This window comes from Kitasatospora sp. NPDC059646 (assembly GCF_042734615.1).
Classification (GTDB): Bacteria; Actinomycetota; Actinomycetes; order Streptomycetales; family Streptomycetaceae; genus Kitasatospora.
In genome coordinates this window covers 55716-75043 of record NZ_JBHWDS010000013.1, presented here as the reverse complement: position 1 = coordinate 75043, position 19328 = coordinate 55716, and the positions used below count along the sequence as shown (strand labels likewise).

Sequence of the window (19328 nt, the reverse complement as noted above, 5' to 3'; positions counted from 1 at the left end):
CGCTTCGTCCTCGCCGTTGCCGTTGTTCTGCGGTTCGAGGCAGCTCTTCCTCCACTGACTCCGCGACACCGTCCGCCCGGGTTCCGCCAGGTCCGTCGTGCCCACCGTGCTTGCTGCGGCAGGCTCGTCGGTCCACCGGTTGCTCGGCACGCGCGCTGCCCGGTCGTCACCGCCCTCCGGCGCACCCCGCCCCACGGCTGCAGTTGTTGTCTGCTGCCCGGGACCGGTCCGATACCGCACGGGTCCAGCCCTCATGTCGGGCTGCTGTGCGCAGCCGGTGCCCCGAGCCGGCCCGAAGCCGTCCGCAACTTCGGACGGGCCGCTCCAGCTCTTGCGCCCGGCGGCTCCGTTCCCGAGTGGCAGGTGCTGACCGGGCCGGTCCGGTGTCGCCGGCTGACCGGTCGACGCGCTGACCGAGGCCGGCCGGCGTCGGCCTCGGAGACGGTGGAAGCCGTGCCCGGGCCCGGGCGTCCACCGGCGGGCACGAGGAGCTGTCCCGATCCGCCTCTCGGCCCCGCCTCGCCGGGGCAGAAGGGGTGTTCGCCATGGCCACCAACACGCTCTTCCATTCGACCACCGCCAGGCTCCGCGACCGGCGGATCAATCTGAACCGCCGCGCCACTGCCAGCCGCGCGGTGCGTTCCTCCCTCGTCTCGTTGGCCGGCCTGGCCGGAGCACCCGTCACCAACCAGGCCGGGGCCGAGGTCGGCAGACTCGCCGACGTGGTCGCCCGGCTGTACGGGCCCGACCCGTACCCGCCGATGACCGGCCTGATCCTGCGGATCGGCCGCCGCCGGGCCTTCCTCCCGGCCGACGCGATCGGGCGCCTGGCCGCCTGGCAGGTGCAGCTGCGCGCCTCCCGGATCGATCTGCGCGACTTCCAGCGCCGTCCGGGCGAGGTGCTGTTGGCCCGTGACGTGCTGGACCACCAACTCGTCGACGTGGACGGCGTCCAGGTGACCCGGGCCGCCGATCTGTACCTGGCTCCGCTGGTGGGCCGGGTGGTCCTGGTCGGTGTGGACGTCTCGCTGCCGACACTGGTGCGCCGGCTCGGCCCGCGCCGCTGGCAGGCCCGGCCGACGCCGGACCGCGTCCTCGACTGGCAGTCCTTCGCGCCGTTCGGCGAGCAGGCCACCGACGGGCCTGCCGAAGTCCGGCTGCGTGACTCCCGCTCCGCGCTGCACCGGCTCCGCCCCGCCGATCTCGCCGACATCCTCGAAGATCTCGGCCGCAGCGAACGCCAGCAACTCCTGGGCTGGTTGGAGCCCGAGCAGGCCGCGGACGCTCTGGAGGAGATGGAGCCCGCCGAGTTGGAGAACCTGCTGCGCGAGGCCCGACCGGAACACGCTGCCCGGCTGGTCGACGAGATGGAGCCCGACGAGGCCGCCGACGCACTGCGCGACCTGGCACCCCGTGAGCGGGAGACCCTGCTGGCGCGGATGCCCAGCGGGGAGGCCGAGGAACTCCGCGGTCTGCTCTCCCACCGGGAGGGCACTGCGGGCGGTGCCATGACGACCCGTCTGGTCACTGCGCGGCTGGAGCAGACCGTGGCCGACGTCCGCGCCGACCTGGCCGCGCAGGCCGAGCACCGCACCGAGATCGATGCCGTGGTGGTGCTCGACGCCGCCGACCGGCTGGTCGCCGATGTGTCGCTGTTCGACCTGGCGGTGGCCGAGGACTCCGCCCGGGTCTCCGATCTGGTGGCCTGGCTGGCCCAGTTCGGCGCGCCGGTCACGCTCTCCCCGGACACCCGGCTCGCCCAGGCCGCCGACCGTCTGGTGGCCGCCCGGAAGTCCTCCCTCCTGGTGGTCGGCGAAGACGGACGGCCGCTGGGTCGGATCCTCGCCGACGACATCCTCGACGCCCTGCTGCCCGAGCGCGGGCGCCTGCACTTCCGGAGGTTCCTCCAGTGAACGCCCGCATCGACCTCAATGCCGCCCACTCCACCGGCCTTCAGGACGCCTCGACTCCGACCGTCACCGTCTCGGCGCCGCATGCCGCGGCCACCGGCCCCGGACCGACTGCCGTATCGGCACCACCCGAGGGCCGCCGACGCGGGCTGCGCCGGATCGCCGCGGTGACGATGGTGGCCGGCCCCGGTCTGGTCGCTGCCAACGCGGGCAACGACGCCGCGGGCATCGCCACTTACGCTTCCGCCGGATCCCAGTTCACCTACGGCACGCTGTTCTTCATGGTGCTGGTGACCATCGCCCTGGTCATGGTGCAGGAGATGGCCGTCCGGCTCGGGGCGTACACCGGCAAGGGCCTCGGCGCCCTGATCCGCGAGCAGTTCAGCCTCCGGTTGACCGCCCTGGCGGTCGGCTGCCTGCTGCTCGCCAACACCGGCCTGGTCGTGAGCGAGTTCGCCGGCATCGGTGCGGCGTTCGACCTGCTCGGCATCCCGAAGTGGGCGGTCGTCCCGCCCGCTGCGGTGCTGCTGTGGGCGCTGGTGCTGTTCGGCTCGTACCGGTGGGCCGAGCGGATCTTCCTGGTGATGTCGTTGGCGTTCTTCGCGTACCCGATCGCGATGATCCTCGGGCACCCGCGCTGGGGTGACGTCGGCGAGAACCTGGTGGTGCCGCACCTCCAGCCGTCCGGCGACTTCATCCTCCTTGCGGTGGCGTTGATCGGAACGACCGTCAGCCCGTACATGCAGTTCTACGCCGCGGCCGGCGTGGTGGATCGGGGGGCGAAGCCGGAGGAGTACAAGCTGATCCGGGCGGACGCGGTGCTCGGCGCGGTGTTCGCCTGCCTGATCAGCCTGACCATCATCGTGGCCACGGCATCGGCGATCGGCGGCACCGGCCCGCTGCAGTCCGCCGCCGAGGCCGCCCGGGCCCTTGAGCCGGTCGCCGGCCAGGGCGCGGAACTGCTCTTCGCCTTCGGGCTGTTGGGGGCCTCGGCCCTGGCGGGTGCCGTGGTCCCGCTCTCCGCGAGTTACGCGATCGGCGAGGCCGCGGGGGTCGAGCGCTCGGTCTCCCGGCGGTTCCGTGACGCACCGCTGTTCCTCGGTGTGTTCACCGCGCAGATCGCCCTCGGCGCGGTGGTGGCCCTGACCCCGGTGGACGTCATCCAGTTGCTGATCGGCACCCAGGTACTCCAGGGGCTGATCAGTCCGATCGTGCTGGTCTACCTGCTGGTGCTCACCAACCGCCGCTCGCTGCTCGGCGCCGCCGCGAACGGCCGCCGGTACCGGATCGCCGCGACCACCGTGGTGGCCGGGGTCGCGCTGATGTCCACGATCCTGCTGGTGCAGACCGTCCTGGGCTGGTGCGGTCTGGGTTGAGCCGCCGTGCCGCCGGCAGCGGAACAGCAGCGCTCGCAGCCGACCCCACCGTCCTGTCGTCATGCGCATGTGCATCCTCCTCTGCCGTGACGCCGGCCGCCGGCCGGCGTCACGGCGTGGAAATCGGGTTGTCCGCCCAGCAGCCGCCCTGCGAGGCTTCGTGTCATGTCCGTCAACGAACCGCCTGCCGACCTGGCCGCTTTCTTCACCGAGGGCCGTCTGACCTCGATCCCGCGCAAGCCGGCCCGTCGCACCGCCCTGCTCGACCACCTCGCGCAGTCGCTGTTCGAGCCCGACCGCTCGTACAGCGAACGCGAGGTCAATGACGCGCTGCGCACCGTCCACGCAGACACCTCCATGCTCCGCCGCTACCTGATCGAGGCTCAGCTCCTGACCCGCACCCGCGACGGGTCCAGCTACCGCCGGGCGGCGACCCTCACCGTGCTGTCGGATCAGCCGCCGGCCGCGTAGCGCCAGAACTCCCGCATCAGCGGCGGCGGTGTCGGCCCGGTCATCTCCCGCTGGGTGAGCAGCACCGTCATCAGCCCGGTCGTCGGCACCAGGTGGGCCGCCGTGCCCGTGCCGCCGACCCAGCCGTACCGGCCGGGCACGTTCCACGGCTCGCGCCGCACCACGTCCACCGATCCGCCGAAGCCCCAGCCTTGGCCCTCCAGGAACAGTTGGCCGTCCGCTCTCTGCTGCTCCGTCAGGTAGTTGGTGGTCATCTGCCAGACCGCGCGCTCGGACAGGACGTACCGCCCGTCGTCGGCCCGGCCGCCGGTGACCAGCATCCGCTGGAAGGCGAACACGTCGTCCAGCGTCGACACCAGGCCGCCGGCCCCCGAAGGGAACGCGGGTGGTGTGCTCCACTGGCCGTCCGGCGGGTCGGCCACGGTCAGCGTCCCGTCCGGGTTCGGCCGGTACAGCGGGCTCAGTCGGCCGGCCTGACCCGGTGGGGCGGAGAAGCCCGTGTCGGACATCCCCAGCGGCTCGAACAGCCGCTCCGCCAGCGCCTCGTCGAGCGGCTGGCCGGTGGCCCGGGCGACCAGCACGCCCTGGATGTCCGAGCAGATGTTGTACAGCCACGCCGCGCCGGGCTGATGGAGCATGGGGATCCGGGCCAGTGCCGCCAGCCACTCGTCCGGTGGCATCACCTTCTGCGGCTGGGGCGGCCCTTGCAGCAGCTCGCTCACCAGGGGAACCAGCGCCGGCAACGAGAAGTCCGCCGGAAACCCGTAGCCCGCACGGGAGTCGAGGACGTCCCGCACCGTGATCGGCCGTGCGGCCGGCACGGTGTCCGACACCGGCGCCTCGGGCGTCCGCACCACCCGGCGATCGGCGAGCTCCGGCAGCCAGTACTCCACCGGGTCGTCCAGGCCGAAGACACCGTCGTCGATCAACTGCATCACCGCGGCTGCCATCATCGGTTTCCCGACCGAGGCGATCCGCACCAGCGACCGTCTGGTCAACTCGCCCGCCTCGGCGGTCTCCACCGAGCCGCCCCGGGCCACCAGGGCCACCGCGCCCGGCACCGTGCCGTCCGCCACCCGGCGCTCCAGCATGCTCTGCAGCTCACGCATGTCGATTCCCTTCCATACCGGTGCTGTATTCGCACCTCTGATCGGTCCTGCCTGGAGTGTTCCCGGCCACTCCAACCCTCCCGCCGACCGATTGGATACTCTTCCCTCGCCGATCAGTTGACGTCCCATCAGCCGACCGGTTGACCCCGATATCCACCTCTTGGAGATTTCGCTTTTACGACCACAGATATCCGTTACGGCACGCGGAGACCCGGGTACCTTGGCGAACACCACATTGATCGCCAAATGTCCCGGGAGGCACCGATGTCCCAGCTCGTCCTGATGATGTCCGTGTCCCTCGACGGGTATTTCGAGGGCCCCGACGGCGATCTCGGCTGGCAGTTGGTCGACGACGAACTGCACGAGCACTTCAATCACAGGCTCGCGGCGATGAGCGGCTTCCTCGACGGGCGAGTCACCTACCAGTTGATGGCGGACTACTGGCCGACCGCCGACCAGGACCCGGCCGCCACTCCGCCGATGATCGAATTCTCCCGCATCTGGCGCGACATGCCGAAGACCGTCTTCTCCCGCACGCTCGCCCAGGCCGACTGGAACACCACGATCGCCCGCTCCGTCGAACCACAGGCGATCACCGCTCTCAAGGCCCGCTCCGCGTCCGACCTCGCGGTCGGCGGCGCCGTCCTCACCGCCGAGCTTCGCCGGCTGGACCTGATCGACGAATACAGCCTCTACGTCCACCCTGTGGTGCTGGGCCGCGGCCGACCGCTCTTCCCGCCGTCCGACACCCGAACCGACCTGGTCCTCGCCGAAACCCACACCTTCGAAAGCGGTGTCACCATGCTCCGATACCTGCGCCGCTGAACGCGGTGCCCCACGAGGGCAATCGCGGCGCTTTCACGCGCCGAGCAGCGCCGCTACCCGGCCGAGCCGCTCCCTGTCCCTGTCGCACCCGAACTCGGATGCTCCGAGGGCGCCGCGCTGGGAGGCGACGAGGCGGGCGCGGAGCCCGGCCCAGATCCCGGCGAGCCCTTTCCGGAGGATCCCGACGCTCCGGACGAGGGCGACCCGGCCGACGGACCGGTCGACGGACCCGAGGGCGACCTGCCGGACGGCGAGCCGCTTCCCGACCCGCCCGGGGAGGACGCCGAACCGGACGCGCTCGGCTTCGGGGAGCCGTCCGATCCGCCCGTCCCGCCCACCGGTCGGTCGAACTGACTTCCCGTCGCCTGGTCGACCAGCACGATCTGCGTCACCGGCGCGGCTGCCGGTGTCACCGTCACCACACCGTTCGGTTGAAAGGAGGTCCACGCCGTGCCGGTGTAAGTGTTCCCCGACCCGGTCGGTGCCAACAACGGGTTGCCACACGCGCAGCGGACCCGCGGCAAACCCTGGTTGTCGACCAGAACGGCCGTGCCGGACTGCAGAACGGCCTGGTAGGAGGTCGCCTGGCCGTCGTGGTAGCCGTGGTTGGTCACCCGGGTGTCCTGCCTCAGCACCACGGGAGTGAGGCCGTGCAGGTAGCTGTCGATCTGCGAGCTGTCGATGCCTTCGACGCCGGCCCAGGCCCGCGCCTTGTCGGGGTTGCCGGTCAAGTAGCCGGACAGCTTCGGCACGTCACAGCTGGCGACCTCCCTCGTACCGCCGTACAGGCCCGGTGTGCCACCGTCCACGGTGCCACCCGCCACGGGCGAACTGGCCGCCGAGGAGGCCCCGTTCCCACCGCTCGGCGACCCGCTCGACCCGCCCGTGCCCGGGCCTGCGGCGTAGGCGACGGATCCCGTGAACGGATCCTGGCCCGCAGCTGCGACGGGCTGGAGCGCCACGTTCTGCCCGGACCCACCACCTGAGGAGCCGCTACTGAGCACCACACCCAGCGCCACCCCGAGCCCGGCGACCACCACCGCGGTCGCCAGCACCGGACCCTTCCGCCACCACGGCCGGCCGGCACCCCCGCCGCCGTCCCCGCTACCGCCCTCCACCACGCGCCCACCACCGCTGGGCGGCGGCGCCCCACCACCGGACGCGTCCGGCGACCGGGCCCCGTCCGACTGGCGCTGCCCACCCGCCGACAGCGGACCGGACGGCGGCCCGACAGGTCCCGCACCGCCCGAGGACGGCGGCGGGCCCGCCTCGGCGCGGGCCCCGGATCCTGGCCCGTTCACGGCGTCCGGCCCGCTCACGGAGTCCGGCCCGTTCGCCGACCCGGATCCGGTCCCCGGCAGGGAATCGCCCGTCCCACGGCTCGCCGGCCCCTCACGCCCAGCGCTCCGTCCGACATCCGTCGAAGCCGACCAGCCGGACACCGACCCCCCTGCCACCTCCGGAGGAGGCCCAGCCGTCCCGCCCGCCAACTCCGTCGGGGTCTCCGCACCCGACGACCCGTCCGCCCCGCCCGGCGCCCCGTCACCCTGCGCGTTCTGTCCCGATCGCACGGTCCCGTCGGCGTCCTGCCCGCCCGTCCGTCGCCCCGTGTCCGCTCCCGAACCACCGACCACCTCCGTAGGAGGCCCAGATGTTCCGCTCGCCGACTCCGTCGGAGGTCCCGACGAACCAGCGGCTGAGGTCGAATCCGCGACTGACGCCACGTCACCGTCCGTACTCGAACGTGGTGGTGGCGTATCCGTCCGCTCCGAGGCCGGCCCTCTCACCGCCTCCGTCGGGGGACCGGACTGCTCTCCCACCACCTCGGTCGGCGGGCCGGCCGACTCGCCCGCCACCTCGGTGGGGCGGTGAGGCGGTGGAGGTTCGCTGTTGCTTTCGTTGTCCGGTTCTTCCGGTTGCCGAGGTGTCGGCTGCTCAGCCACGGGACTTCCTCCCGGTCGGACTCCCCCGAGACCACACTGCGCATCCACCATTGTCCGCCCGCATCGCCGAGCCCGCCGCCTCGTCTCCAGCCACTCCGACAACTCGCCGTGCGCGCTGGGCTGTCCGAAGCTGGAAAGGTTGGCCCGTCGCGGTCGGCCACCCGTACGGGGCTCTGCTCGAAGGGCCGGTGAGTCGTGTGACACCTGCTGGCACTCCCCCGCGCCCGGATTTCAGGGGCAGCTCGTCGCTGCCGTCCTGGGTCGCCGTTGTGGTGGACACGCTGGTGACCGGCCTCGGCGCGCTGGTGGCGATGACGGCGGTGGCCGCGCTCGGGCTGTGGCTCGCCCACGCCGATCGACTGCCCGGCAGCGGTTTCGGTTCGGCGCTGGCCGCCACGGTGCTGATGTCCATGGGGGTGCCGGTCCACCTCGAAGGCAGTGCGCTCCTCGGGGCGACCGCGCACGGCGGGCTGACGGCCGTTCCACTGTCCGTCACGCTTGCCGGGGCACTGGCTGCGGCGTTCCTGTTCCTGCGCCCCCTGCGCCGGCACCCGCCGGCGGGCGGCACCGCCCTGCTGTCACGCACACTCGCCCTGGCGGGGTGCTGGACGACGGTGGCGCTGCTGCTCGCCTGGACGGCGCGGCACAGTTTCACGGTGTCGACGGGCGACCCGCTGATCGACCAGATCGGCGGCGCGCTGGGCCTGGCCCCGGTCGTGGGATTCCGGGTGGATCCCGCCCCGGCGGTGGGTTGCGCGCTCCTGTGGCTGACCGCGGTCGTCGCGCTCGCACTGGCGGCGTCGCACCGCACGCCGCTCCCGGCCCGCTGGGTGCCCTGGCACCGCTCCCTGCGACCGACCGTGCGCGCGGTGCTTTCCCTGCTGCTGCTGTACGTCGGCCTGGGTCTGGTCGGCGGCCTTGCGGCGGCAGCGGCGGGCAACGAGCCGCGAGAGACGCTCGCAGTGGTGGTCCTGGGCCTGCCGAACCTGGCCTGGCTGGCTCTGGGGATCGGGATGGGCGGGTCCTGGCACGGGCACGTGGCCGGCAACCTGGGTCTGCCGCTCCCCCAGCCGTTGGCTGCGGTGCTGCACTCCGACCGAGACGTGTCACTCGAACTCGGATCGCTGGCGCAGCAGAGCGGCTGGGTGTGGCTGCTGCTGCCGGTCGCCGCACTGCTTGTGCTGGCCACGGGCGTGGCGGCCTCGGCACGGTCTCGTCCGCAGCTTCCGGCCTGGCGCACGGCACTCCAACTTGCCGTGCTCCTGGCCCTGGCGATGCTGGCGGTCGGCCTGCTGACGCGGGTGTCGGCGGTGTACGGGCTGTCGGTGCTGGGGTTGAGCGGCACGGGTTCGACCGAACTGGTTCCGGACCTGCTCACGCTCGTCCCGTCGGCTGCCGGCTGGGGTGCCCTCGCGGGCTTCGTCGGCGGGGTCCTCGCCCCGCGGCTGACCCGGCACCGAAGCGCCGCGGCACGGCGCGACTCCGCCCACCGGGCGGGGCCCGATGGGGAGGAACCGCGGCGCTGACCGGGAATCGTTGCACAGGAAGCTGCGGTGGGGCGTGCCGTCCCCGCCCGCCCGGTGGGGTTCCGGGCCGGGCGGGCGGGAACGGCAACGGCCGTCGGGTCGTCGCGTGCTCGGCTGTCGAGTGCGCGGCCTCCGCCGGTCACTCCCCTCTCGGCCGCTCAGCCGATGCGGTGCTGGGTCCAGAACGAGGTCAGGTCCACGGTCGTCGCGGCCTGTGCGGCGGCCTTGAACTCGGCGGTGGTGGAGATCCCGTACCAGTGCGCTGCCGCGTAGTCGTGCAGCAGCGTGGTCATCGCGGCGTCGCCGATGGTGCGGCGCAGGTCGTGCAGGGCGCACTTGCCGTAGTTGTAGATGACCGTCGAGTAGCGGGAGGAGTTGGCGTCCCAGTAGGCCATCGAGTTGGTGATCTTCTCGGCGGACGACGCCCAGGAGACGCTGCTCCAGCAGTTGGTGCCGGTCTTTCCGAGCGCGAGGTCGGTGGCGTAGTCGGTGAACGCCTCGTCCAGCCAGGGGCTGTTGTACTCGTCGTCTCCGACGATGCCGTACCACCACTGGTGGCCGATCTCGTGGGTGAGGGCGGTGGTGGAGACCAGGTCGAGCACGAAGCCGGGGTACTCCATGCCGCCGAACCAGTAGTTGTTGTCGATCACCGCGTCGAGTTCGCCGTAGGGGTAGGCGCCGAAGCGGGCGGCGTGCGAGTCGACGGCGGACTTGGCGGTGGTCAGCATGGACTGCGAGTCGGCGGAGCTGATGCCGCTGACGGAGTAGATGTTGACGGCGACGCCGCCCGGCGAGGTGCCGGAGATCTTGCTGAACGGGCCGGCCGCCCAGGCGAATTCGCGGACCTTCTTGGCGGTGGCGGTGGTGATGGTCCGTCCGCTGGTGCCGGGGGTGTCCACCGAGGTGCCGGTCGCGGGGACGAGCAGGCTGCTCGGGTGGTCGAGGGTCACCGTGTAGTCGGATGCCAGCGTGTAGAAGGACTCGCCGTTGTTGGTGTACGGGTCCAGGTGCCAGCCGGCCGCGTCACGGACGGCGAGCACGGGCAGGGCGTTGCCGATGTTGGCGAACGCGCCGTCGCGTCCGAACCGGTCCGCGCCGGAGGGGACGGCGATGGACAGGTCGAAGCCGACGCTTCCGCTCGCGCCCTGGGCGAGCGGCGCGGGCAGGGTGACCTTGAGCGCGGTGCAGCCGACGGTGAGCGCTCCGGCGGTGCCACCGGTCAGGTTGGTGACGGTGATCGGCGTCGTGGGGCAGCTGCCGTGGTAGTTGTCCCACAGCCGCAGGTACACCTCGGTCAGCGGGGTTGCCGAGGGGTTGGTGAAGCCGATGCTCTGGTGGCCGGTCCAGTTGGCACCGGTCGCGTCACTGGTCAGGTTGACGGTGTATCCGGTGGGCGCGGGGGTCCGGGTGGCGTCGGTGGTGGGCGGCGGCGTGGTGCCGTCCCCGGAGACGTCGAGCGCCACGTCGTCCAGCACGAAGCTGGTCTGCAGGCCGGAGTCCTCGACACCGCTGAACGAGATGCTGACGGTCTGTCCGGCGAACGCGGAGACGTCGAAGGTCTTCTTCACGTAGCCGGCCGCCGCGTCCAGGTTGGAGTACGTGGCGAGGGTGGTGGTGCCGATCTTCGCGGTGAGCTTGTCGTACGCCGTGGTCTTGCTGGTCTCGGCGGTGTCGACGTGCAGCCAGAAGCTGAGGCTTGCGGTGGTGCAGCCCGCGGGAAGGGTGACGGTCTGCGCCAGCGAGTCGGTGTGGGCCGACCCGTAGCCGTTCAGCCAGGCGAAGGACGTTCCGCCGTGGGCGGTCTGTCCGCCGCCGCTGGTGATCACGCCGCTGGACGAGGTCCAGGGCGTGGTGCCGGACTCGAATCCGCCGTTCGCCACCACCTGGGTCGCCGTGCAGCTCGCGGCCGCCACGCCCTTGGTCCCCTCGGCGGCCTGCGCGGTGGGGGCAGTCAGGGCTGCGGTGCCGGCGGCCACGAGCACGGTGGTGCCCAGCAGCGCGGCGGCACGGGTGGCGAGGACGCGGAGTCTGTCGCTCATCGGTGCTCCTCTCGGTTGCCAGGGTCTGTGGGGGCCCTGGCCGAGGGGCAGATTGCCAGCAAACTCCAAGAATTGATAGGAGCATGCCATAGATCGTTACGTCGCACCCTACGAATCATCAAGCACGGTGACCCACCGGCAACTTGGTCGAATCCACCCGAAGAGCCACCGGCACCGGCCCCGCACCGACCGGGACCTGTGGGACCACCGCGACTACTGAGGCCGCTGAGGCCGCTGAGACCAGTCGGGCCGGCCGGACCGGCCGGCGCTGCCCCTCAGCTTCCGTCAGCGCACGCCGCCGGGGTCGAACACCGGCCGTGCCCATGACGGCGGCAGCGGCGGCGCCTGGCCCGGTGCCCGGCGCAGCCGTCCGGGCAGGGCGCCGGAGGCCGCGCGGAGCGCCGCGACGAACGCCAGGCAGCTCCCGTACCTGGACTCCGGCCGTTTCGCCATCGCCCGCCGCAGGACGTCCGCGACGTCCTCGGAAAGATCCGCGCGCTGCTCCCGCACGTCCGGCGGCGGATCGTTGAGGTGCGCCCAGAGCAGCGCAAGGTCGTCGTCACGCCGGAACGGCGGGCCGCCGGTGAGCATCTCGTACACCACGCAGCCCAGGCTGTACACGTCGCAGCGGCCGTCCACGGGCTTGCCGGAGATCTGCTCGGGGGCCACGTAGTCCAGCGTGCCGACGAACTGGCCGACACTGGTCAGGCCGGTCAGGGAGAGCGACTTCTTGGTCAGTCCGAAGTCGGTGAGGTACGCGTGCTCGGGGTGGTCCGGGTCGGTGCCCTCGGCGATCAGCACGTTGCCGGGCTTGACGTCGCGGTGGACGAGTTCGTGGGCGTGCGCCGCGTCCAGGGCGCTGGCCACCTGGACGGCGATCCGCACGACCTGGCGTACCGTCAGCGGGCCCTGCCGGTCGAGCAGGCTGCGCAGGTCCCGGCCGCGGACGTACCGCATGGCGATGTACAGCACCCCCTCGACCTCGCCCGCCTCGTACACCGGGACGATGTTCGGGTGGTCGAGGGACGCCGCGACCCGCGACTCCCGGACGAAGCGCTGCCGGAACGTCTCGTTGCGGGCGAGTTCGGGTGCCAGCAGCTTCACCGCCACCGTGCGGCCGAGCCGGAGGTCCTCCGCCCGGTACACGATGGCCATGCCGCCCCGGCCGATCACGTGCTCCAGCCGGTACCCGGCCAGCGTCCGTCCACCGAGTTCACCCTGCTCGGCAGCGGCCAGCGATTCTTCCCCTGGCACCGTCAGCTCCGCCCACGCTCAGCGGCGTCCCGAACCGCGCCGTCCCGAACCGCGCCGTCCCGAGCGTCGGCGCCCAGAGCCTCGGCGCCCCGAGCCTCGGCACCCCACCCAACCCGCTCCCCTTCGCCCCGCTCACCGGTCCCGCCTGCTTCCGAGCGCCCCTCGCCCCCGCGGGCGCCCCCACCGGCGGACCCGCCCGACCCGCCGGCACCACCGGAGTCGCGCTGGTCCCCGTCCGCCACCGCGTAGCTCTGCGCCTGCGCTGCGTCGCAGTAGTACCAGCGGCCCCGGTCGAGGTCGAGCAGCCAGGCGGAGGCTCCGTCGATGACCGCGCCGAGGCGCAGGTCGCGGGTGCCGTCGCGGAAGGCCTGCAGGTCGATCCGCCCGGCCGCGTAGTCGTCGAGCAGCCGGTGGTAGCTGCCGAGGCCGCGTTCCAGTGCGGCGAGCAGCGGGCGCGGGTCGTCGCCGGTGGTGAGCGGCAGCCCGGCGGTCGGCGGCCGTTGCGGGAGGGCGACCAACAGGCGGCCGTCGACCCAGGCGGTCCAGCCGTTGGAGCAGACGATCCGGGCCCAGTTGCCGTTGGCCTCGGCGAGGACGACCGGCAGCAGCGGGTCGAGCGGGATGCCGACGGCGGCCGGGTCGGGGTGGGTCCAGGTGGGCATGCCGTCGCCGGGGACGACGTGGGTGGGCCGGAATCCGCCGGGGGTGCCCATGAGCTACCGCCGCATGACGGCCGGTTCGTGACGGCGCAGCAGCCGGGCGACGATCAGGCCGTACAGCACGGCGAGGGCGACCAGCATCCCCATGTCGAGCAGCCAGGTGCCGGGCCGGTGGGCGAACAGCGGGTCGTCGGTGAGGCTGCCGGGAACGATGGCGTGCAGGTCGATGGTGGCGGCCATCGCGCCGAGCGCCCAGCGCGACGGGACCAGCCAGGAGAGCTGGTTGAGCACCGGGATGTGGTCGAGTTGCAGCAGTGCCCCGCAGAACACGACCTGGATGATGGCGACCAGCACCAGCAGCGGCATGGTCACCTCTTCCTTCTTCACCAGGGCGGAGATCAGCAGGCCGAGCATCATCGCGGTGAGCGAGAGCAGTGCGACGGCGAGGGTGATCTCCACCAGCGGCGGCAGGAAGACTCCGCTGCCGCCCTGTGGTCGGAGCCGGACGCCGACCAGCGCGACCATGGTGAGCACCACCGCCTGAACGACCGTCACCGTGCCCAGCACGATGATCTTCGAGCACAGGTAGGCCGATCTGGACAGGCCGACGGCGCGTTCGCGTTGATAGATCGTCCGTTCCTTGACCAGTTCGCGCACCGCGTTGGCGGCTCCGGTGAGCACGCCGCCGACGCACAGGATGAGCAGTGCGTTGAGGGCGGTGTTCTGGTCGAGTCGGCTGCCGGCCAGGGCGTGCGCCATGGCGCCCATCACGAACGGCAGGGCGATCATCACGGCGAGGAAGGTGCGGTCGGCGGCGAGGGCGCTGGCGTAGCGGCGGCAGAGCGTGCCGACCTGTTTGCGCCAGCGTCGCGGTTTCGGCTTGGTGGTGGGGGTTTCGGCGGCGGCCGGCAGTCGGGGTTCGGCGGGTGGGGTGCCGGCGGCTTGCGGGGCGCCGGCCGGCGGCCGCTGCCCGGCGGCGCGGGCGACGTACTTGCGGTAGGGCACGGACTCGCGGAACTGGCCGGCCCAGTCGCGGTCGGTCTGGTTCTCGAACGCCTCGAAGGCTTCCGGCCAGTGCGCGTACCCGAAGTGGTCGAGGGTTTCGCCGGGCGGCCCGTACCAGGCGATCCGGCCGCCGGGGGCGAGCAGCAGCAGCCGGTCGCAGAGGTCGAGGCTGAGCACGCTGTGGGTGACCACGATGACGGTCCGGCCGTCGTCGGCGAGGCCGCGCAGCATCTGCATGACGGAGCGGTCCATGCCGGGGTCGAGTCCGCTGGTGGGTTCGTCGAGGAACAGCAGGGACGGTTTGGTGAGCAGTTCGAGGGCGACGCTGACGCGTTTGCGCTGGCCGCCGGAGAGGCTGGAGATGACCTGGTCGCTGCGCGGTGCGAGGCCGAGTTCGTCGATCACCTCGGTGACCCGGGCGGCGCGTTCGCCGGGCGCGGTGTCGTCGGGGAAGCGCAGTTCGGCGGCGTAGGAGAGGGCTTTCCGGACGGTCAGCTGGGTGTGCAGGATGTCGTCCTGCGGGACGAGTCCGATGCGCTGGCGCAGTTCGGCGTAGTCGCGGTACAGGTCGCGTCCGTCGTAGCTGACGGTTCCGCGGTCGGCGGGGCGCAGGCCGGTGAGCGCGTTGAGCAGGGTGGATTTGCCGGCGCCGCTGGGTCCGGCGACGGCGAGCAGGCTCTTCTGGCCGACCGGGAAGGTGACGTGGTCGAGCAGGGTGCGGTCGCCGTCGACCTGTACGGTCAGGTCGGAGACGTCGAGGTCGATGTCGCCGGTGTCGACGAATTCCTGGAGTTCGTCGCCGACCAGGCAGAACACCGAGTGTCCGATGCCGACGAGGTCGCCGGGCCCGACGGGCGCCTGCAGGACGGGCTGGCCGTTGAGGTAGGTGCCGTTGTGGCTGTCGAGGTCGGCGATCTCGTAGCGGCCGTCGGCCCGGGCCCGCAGTTCGGCGTGGTGGCGGGAGACGGACAGGTCGCCGAGGACGAGGTCGTTGTCGGTGGCGCGTCCGATCCGGAAGACCTTGGTCGGCAGCGGCCGGACGCTGGAGGGCGGTCGGAGCGAGCCGGTGATCGCGGTCAGGGCGGACGGTCGGGCCGCCGCGGGTCCGCCGGGCAGCGGGTGGACGGCGGTCGGCCGGGGGATCTCGCGGAAGGTGCAGCGCGGTCCGTCGGCGGGGCTGCCGAGGCACAGTACGGTGCCGGGTTCGACCTCCAGGTGGACGATCCGGTGTCCGTCGGCCCAGGTGCCGTTGGTGGAGCCGGTGTCGTCGAGGATCCAGTGGCCGTCGCCGGCGTGCAGCCGGGCGTGGTGCCAGGAGACCCGGGGGTCGGTGAGCACGATGTCGCTGGTGGGATCGCGGCCCAGGGCATAGGTGCGGCTCGGGGTGATGACCGTCGAGTCGCCGCCGGTTTCGAGGACCAGTTTCGGCGCGGTGAGCGCTGCTTCTCGCTCTCCCATACGTCGATGCTATTCCTGGCGGTGGGCACCCGCCCGGGGGGCGGTTTTCGGCCTTCCGGGTGACAGTGGAAGACGGTCGCCACGGGTTGGGTACCTGTGGGGTCGGGAGCGAGTGGCCGGTAGGGCGGCGGATGGGAGCGGGTTTGTGAACACCTGGGCAACCTGGACCACGCAGGGCATTCTGTCCGGCCACGGCGGTGTGAAGACCGTGGAGATCGGTGTCATCACCGGCGACCTGACGGTGCACACCATGTGGATCGACGGCGAGGCGCGGTTGACGGTGCAGTACAGCGGTGCGCTCGACTGGTTCACGGTGGAGGGCAGCCCGGTGGCCGCGGCGGACGAGGCGGCGGCGCGCGAGGTGCACCAGCGGATGGTGGAGGCCGTGAAGGAGGGCGGCGGCGCGGCGGCGCCGCAGGCCTGAACGTGCGGTACCCGGGCCGGGGCGCAGGCAGCTGCGCGCCCCGGGTTTCGGCGTGCCCGGGCGGTCACGGGCAGCGGTAGTCGAACGTCGTCTCGGCGCGGCGTCCGCCGCCGGGGTTCAGCACTTCGAGGCGCGCGGTGGCCGAAACCTCACCGTGGCCCTGGAACGTCCAGTGCAGCGCGACGTCGGTGTGCCGGTGCCCGGCGCGGACGTGCTGGGTGATCGGCCCGGAGTCGGTGCCGTCGCTGCGGATCCAGCGGTAGGTGAGGTCGCCGGCGCCGCCGTCGGTCTCCAGCGTTCCGGTGATCACGGCGGTGCCGTCGCAGCCCGGGCCGGCCGGGTCGCTGCTCGCCGTCACGCCGACCACCGCGACGGGGCGGCCGTAACGGTCCCACAGCAAGTAGCCGAGCAGCAGCAGCGTGATCACCAGCGGCACCAGCAGCCACCGGTCCCACCGGCGCCCCGGCTTCGGCCGCTCCGGCGGCCCCGGGACGTCCTCGCCGCGCCACACGGCGGCCGTCCGCGGCGGCACCCCGGGGCCGAAGCGCCGCAGCCCGTCCGGCGGCGGCGGTGCCGCGCTCACGGTCGTACCGGCGTCCAGCGGCTGCGTCCGCGCGGAGTCGACCGGGACGGTCTCCTCGGCGGCGACCGCGTCGAGCCGGACGGTCTCCTCGGTCCGCTGCGCGGCGGGCCGGACGGTCTGCTGCGCGGGTGCGGTGCCGGACGGCATCGCTGCGCGCAGCTGCACGGTTCGCCCGTCGCCGCCGGGCCCGTCGGCACGGTGTTCGGCGGGGCGCAGGGGAACGGTGGTGTCGGCGACCGGGGTTGACGGGCCGTCGGTCGCTGGGGTGCGGCGGCGGACCGGGCCGAGGACCAGTCCGGTTTCGGGCGGGAGGTCGGTCATCGTGCTGCTCCTCTCACCGGGGCGGGCAGATCAGGAGGTACGGCCCGGTGGTGGCCGAATTGCCGGCGGCGGGGCTGGTGGTGACGGTGACGGTCCCGCTCCGGTGGCCGCAGGGGAAGGTGAAGGAGCTCGTCACGGTGGTGGTTCCGGCCGGGACGGGGCCGGCCGCGGTGGTGCCGACGACCTCGCCGGTGTCGCCGTCGCGCCAGGCGAAGGTCACGGTCGCGGTGCCGGGCCCGGCCGTCCGGACCGTCACCGGGACGTAGGCGCTGAGCGTGGTGGCGAAGGGTTTGACGCCGATCCTGCCGAGGGCCACCGCGATCGGTGCCGCGCTGCTCGGTGTGGGTGTGGGGGTGGGCGCAGTGGGGGCGGCGCTGGTGGCGGGGCCGGCGGGGTCGGCCGTGGCGGAGGGTTTCGGAGAGGTGGCCGGCTTGGCCGTACTGCTCGACGGCGACGGCCCGGCCGTGGCGCTCGCCGTCGCGCCGGGCGAGGCAGCGGGCGCGGCAGTCGACGGGGCCGACGTGCTCGGGTCGGCGCCGGTCGGCGGCTCGGCGGCCGGACCGACGGTGGTGACCGCCGCGGGTGCTGTCACGGCCCCGGGCCCGTCGCCGGGGTCGGCGGCGGCGACAGCGGTGAGCGCCCCGGCGGCGAGCACCAGTGCTCCTGCGGCGGCGATCAGCTGCCCGCGGGCCCGGCGGCCCGGGTGGCGGGCGGGCGGTCCGGCGGGCAGGACGGTGGTGGCGTACGTGGTGCCGCCGATGGCCGGGTCGCCGGCCGAGGGGAGCAGCAGTGGCAGCAGGGCGACCAGGGCGGCCAGCCGCCGCCGGCCCCTCTCCTCCCAGTCGGCGCCGTAGGCCGCGCCGGCGGCCGCCTCCAGCTCTCCGATCAGGGCTTCGGCGCCGACGGGCCGCTGGTCGGGGGACTTGGCGAGGCCGGCGCGGATCAGGGGGCGAAGTGCTTCGGGTGCCTGGGTGGCGGGGATCTCGGCCTCGGTGTGCTGGACGGCGAGTTCCATCAGCGTGGTACCGGCGTAGGGCTTGGCGCCGGTGAGGCATTCGAAGAAGGTGGCGGTGGCGGCGTACACGTCGGTGGCCGGGGAGGCGGGTTTCCCGGCCCACTGTTCGGGTGCCATGTAGGCGGGCGTCCCGGCGACGGCGCCGGCGGTTCCGGTGCGGACGGCGATGCCGAAGTCGACGAGTTTCGAGGTGCCGTCCCGGGTGACCAGCACGTTTCCGGGCTTGTAGTCGCGGTGGACGACACCGGCCCGGTGGGCGGCGGCGAGTCCGAGCAGCGAGCCCTTGAGGACGGCCAGGGCGGCTTCGGGGCCGGTGCCGCCCTCGGCCTTCAGCAGCTCGCGCAGCGAGACGCCGTCGACGAGTTCCATCACGATGGCGGCGCCGTGCGGGCTCTCCACGTACTCGTGGAGGCGGGTGACGTGCGGGCTGTCGAGGGCGGCGAGGAGTTCCGCCTCGACCCGGAACGCGGCCTGGTCGGGGTGGTGGCCGAGCAGGTACTTGATGGCGACGGGGGTGCCAGTGGGCAGGTGGTGGGCGAGCACGACCCGGCCGGAGGCACCGGTGCCGAGTTCGCGCCGGTGGGCGTAGTCGGGGAGTTCCCAGCGGGCGGTCTGCGGCGGCCGGTCCGCCGGTCTGCTGCCCGGGTGCTGCTCGTTCGTCACCGCGTCCACCCCCGGGTTCCCGCGCGCTGCGGGCCGGCCCGTCCGTCTCTGGCGGTCCGCGCGGGTGCGCGGCCATGGTGGGTGACGCGCGTCCGGCCCGGTGGGTTCCGGGCCGGACGCGGTGGGAGGTCACGATTCGGCTGTTTCGCACACTGATCTGTTCAGCACGCCGATGGTCGGTGCTTCACGCTCCGGTCGTCGGCGTCGGGATGTCCGGCGCGCGACCCGTCACGGCGTGTCGCGGCGGCGGGCGGATTCGACGGCCTCGGCGGCGGTCGAGCCGCGGTGGATCAGTTGCTGGCCGAGGGCTGCCAGGGCCCGTCCGACGGCGAGTTCGTCGCCGATGGCCGGGTCGGCGGGGTCCTGGGCGCTGCGGTGGGCTTCGGCGTCGACCTCGATCAGGTTGACGCCGGTGTCGAGGACGGCGTGCGCCTCGGTGAGGTCGCCGACCTCCACCAGCCGCAGGCGCACGTTCCATTCGCTGACGTGCGGCTCGGGGACCGCTGCGCGGCCGCTCACCGCGGTTCCTCCTGCTGGGGCGGTTCGGCGATCGGGTCGCCCTCCGCCTGCGACTCCTCCCAGGCGTGCATGGTCTGGTAGGAGGTGATGCCTTCCTCGGGGTCGGCGGCCCGGACGTCGTCCTCGTCGCGCTGTGCCTTGTCGTTGAGCCTGTCGTTCATCTCGGACATCCTGGGCTCCTCGCTGTCGGACCCCCGCTGCTCCTTCCAGCGTGCTCCCGTCCGCGGT

16 protein-coding genes are annotated in these 19328 nt (G+C 72.8%); 6 read left to right on the top strand and 10 right to left on the bottom strand.

The features are described from left to right. Nucleotides 1-545: 545 nt before the first annotated feature. The 3 genes from ACFV1L_RS11850 (at nt 546) to ACFV1L_RS11840 (ending at nt 3757) form a co-directional block, all read left to right on the top strand. Entirely contained in the window at nt 546-1913 is a 1368-nt protein-coding gene (locus ACFV1L_RS11850; RefSeq protein WP_380365099.1) for a magnesium transporter MgtE N-terminal domain-containing protein, read from the top strand. Then, a complete protein-coding gene (locus ACFV1L_RS11845) occupies nt 1910-3286 on the top strand; it encodes an NRAMP family divalent metal transporter (protein WP_380365098.1) in 1377 nt (458 codons plus the stop codon). Before ACFV1L_RS11850 ends, ACFV1L_RS11845 begins: the two co-directional genes overlap by 4 nt. 165 nt (nt 3287-3451) lie before the next feature. After that, nucleotides 3452-3757, top strand: a complete 306-nt coding sequence (locus ACFV1L_RS11840; protein WP_380365097.1) for a DUF2087 domain-containing protein — start codon at nt 3452-3454, stop codon at nt 3755-3757. On the opposite strand, the gene ACFV1L_RS11835 is transcribed toward ACFV1L_RS11840, so the two are convergent. After that, the gene (locus ACFV1L_RS11835) at nt 3739-4866 is read right to left on the bottom strand and encodes a serine hydrolase domain-containing protein (protein ID WP_380365096.1); all 1128 of its coding nucleotides are present in this window, start codon (nt 4864-4866) and stop codon (nt 3739-3741) included. The genes ACFV1L_RS11840 and ACFV1L_RS11835 overlap by 19 nt on opposite strands. Before the next feature lie 264 nt (nt 4867-5130). Between ACFV1L_RS11835 and ACFV1L_RS11830 the strand changes: the two genes are divergently transcribed. After that, nucleotides 5131-5691, top strand: coding sequence for a dihydrofolate reductase family protein (locus tag ACFV1L_RS11830; RefSeq protein ID WP_380365095.1), 561 nt, complete (start codon nt 5131-5133; stop codon nt 5689-5691). A 53-nt stretch (nt 5692-5744) separates the two neighbouring features. Here ACFV1L_RS11830 and ACFV1L_RS11825 read toward each other — a convergent pair whose 3' ends face one another. Then, nucleotides 5745-6746 carry a DUF6777 domain-containing protein gene (locus ACFV1L_RS11825; RefSeq protein ID WP_380365094.1) on the bottom strand — a complete coding sequence of 334 codons (1002 nt, stop codon included), beginning with the start codon at nt 6744-6746 and terminating at the stop codon, nt 5745-5747. Nucleotides 6747-7342: 596 nt separating this feature from the next. Here ACFV1L_RS11825 and ACFV1L_RS11820 point away from each other — a divergent pair. After that, nucleotides 7343-9160 carry a streptophobe family protein gene (locus tag ACFV1L_RS11820; protein ID WP_380365093.1) on the top strand — a complete coding sequence of 606 codons (1818 nt, stop codon included), beginning with the start codon at nt 7343-7345 and terminating at the stop codon, nt 9158-9160. Between the two features lie 158 nt (nt 9161-9318). Here ACFV1L_RS11820 and ACFV1L_RS11815 read toward each other — a convergent pair whose 3' ends face one another. The 4 genes from ACFV1L_RS11815 to ACFV1L_RS11800 all read right to left on the bottom strand — a co-directional run bounded on the left by ACFV1L_RS11815 (nt 9319) and on the right by ACFV1L_RS11800 (nt 15575). Further along, nucleotides 9319-11199: a M1 family aminopeptidase gene (locus ACFV1L_RS11815; RefSeq protein ID WP_380365092.1), complete on the bottom strand. Its 1881-nt coding sequence runs from the start codon at nt 11197-11199 to the stop codon at nt 9319-9321. A gap of 285 nt (nt 11200-11484) precedes the next feature. Further along, nucleotides 11485-12459 carry a serine/threonine-protein kinase gene (locus tag ACFV1L_RS11810; RefSeq protein ID WP_380365186.1) on the bottom strand — a complete coding sequence of 325 codons (975 nt, stop codon included), beginning with the start codon at nt 12457-12459 and terminating at the stop codon, nt 11485-11487. Further along, on the bottom strand, nt 12456-13166 hold the full coding sequence (locus ACFV1L_RS11805) for a hypothetical protein (RefSeq protein WP_380365091.1): 711 nt from the start codon (nt 13164-13166) through the stop codon (nt 12456-12458). Before ACFV1L_RS11805 ends, ACFV1L_RS11810 begins: the two co-directional genes overlap by 4 nt. Nucleotides 13167-13169: 3 nt before the next feature. Continuing rightward, the gene (locus tag ACFV1L_RS11800; RefSeq protein ID WP_380365090.1) at nt 13170-15575 is read right to left on the bottom strand and encodes an FHA domain-containing protein; all 2406 of its coding nucleotides are present in this window, start codon (nt 15573-15575) and stop codon (nt 13170-13172) included. A gap of 145 nt (nt 15576-15720) precedes the next feature. Between ACFV1L_RS11800 and ACFV1L_RS11795 the strand changes: the two genes are divergently transcribed. Beyond that, the gene (locus ACFV1L_RS11795) at nt 15721-15999 is read left to right on the top strand and encodes a hypothetical protein (RefSeq protein ID WP_380365089.1); all 279 of its coding nucleotides are present in this window, start codon (nt 15721-15723) and stop codon (nt 15997-15999) included. A 64-nt stretch (nt 16000-16063) separates the two neighbouring features. Here the strand turns inward: ACFV1L_RS11795 and ACFV1L_RS11790 are convergent, their stop codons facing one another. The 4 genes from ACFV1L_RS11790 to ACFV1L_RS11775 form a co-directional block, all read right to left on the bottom strand. Continuing rightward, nucleotides 16064-16903 carry a hypothetical protein gene (locus ACFV1L_RS11790; RefSeq protein WP_380365088.1) on the bottom strand — a complete coding sequence of 280 codons (840 nt, stop codon included), beginning with the start codon at nt 16901-16903 and terminating at the stop codon, nt 16064-16066. A 13-nt stretch (nt 16904-16916) separates the two neighbouring features. Further along, the gene (locus ACFV1L_RS11785) at nt 16917-18581 is read right to left on the bottom strand and encodes a protein kinase (RefSeq protein WP_380365087.1); all 1665 of its coding nucleotides are present in this window, start codon (nt 18579-18581) and stop codon (nt 16917-16919) included. Nucleotides 18582-18809: 228 nt separating this feature from the next. Next, entirely contained in the window at nt 18810-19100 is a 291-nt protein-coding gene (locus ACFV1L_RS11780) for a dsRBD fold-containing protein (protein ID WP_380365086.1), read from the bottom strand. After that, nucleotides 19097-19270 (bottom strand): hypothetical protein, encoded by a 174-nt coding sequence (locus ACFV1L_RS11775; RefSeq protein WP_380365085.1) that lies wholly within the window; start codon nt 19268-19270, stop codon nt 19097-19099. The genes ACFV1L_RS11780 and ACFV1L_RS11775 overlap by 4 nt, the downstream gene beginning before the upstream one ends. Between the last annotated feature and the right edge of the window lie 58 nt (nt 19271-19328).

Bases quoted from the DNA above. Each gene is read 5' to 3' on its own strand.
- ACFV1L_RS11800 (WP_380365090.1), bottom strand. From the start codon at position 15,575: ATGGGAGAGCGAGAAGCAGCGCTCACCGCGCCGAAACTGGTCCTCGAA.
- ACFV1L_RS11790 (WP_380365088.1), bottom strand. From the start codon at position 16,903: ATGACCGACCTCCCGCCCGAAACCGGACTGGTCCTCGGCCCGGTCCGC.
- ACFV1L_RS11840 (WP_380365097.1), top strand. From the start codon at position 3,452: ATGTCCGTCAACGAACCGCCTGCCGACCTGGCCGCTTTCTTCACCGAG.
- ACFV1L_RS11805 (WP_380365091.1), bottom strand. From the start codon at position 13,166: ATGGGCACCCCCGGCGGATTCCGGCCCACCCACGTCGTCCCCGGCGAC.
- ACFV1L_RS11850 (WP_380365099.1), top strand. From the start codon at position 546: ATGGCCACCAACACGCTCTTCCATTCGACCACCGCCAGGCTCCGCGAC.
- ACFV1L_RS11820 (WP_380365093.1), top strand. From the start codon at position 7,343: ATGTTCCGCTCGCCGACTCCGTCGGAGGTCCCGACGAACCAGCGGCTG.
- ACFV1L_RS11815 (WP_380365092.1), bottom strand. From the start codon at position 11,199: ATGAGCGACAGACTCCGCGTCCTCGCCACCCGTGCCGCCGCGCTGCTG.
- ACFV1L_RS11830 (WP_380365095.1), top strand. From the start codon at position 5,131: ATGTCCCAGCTCGTCCTGATGATGTCCGTGTCCCTCGACGGGTATTTC.
- ACFV1L_RS11775 (WP_380365085.1), bottom strand. From the start codon at position 19,270: ATGTCCGAGATGAACGACAGGCTCAACGACAAGGCACAGCGCGACGAG.
- ACFV1L_RS11835 (WP_380365096.1), bottom strand. From the start codon at position 4,866: ATGCGTGAGCTGCAGAGCATGCTGGAGCGCCGGGTGGCGGACGGCACG.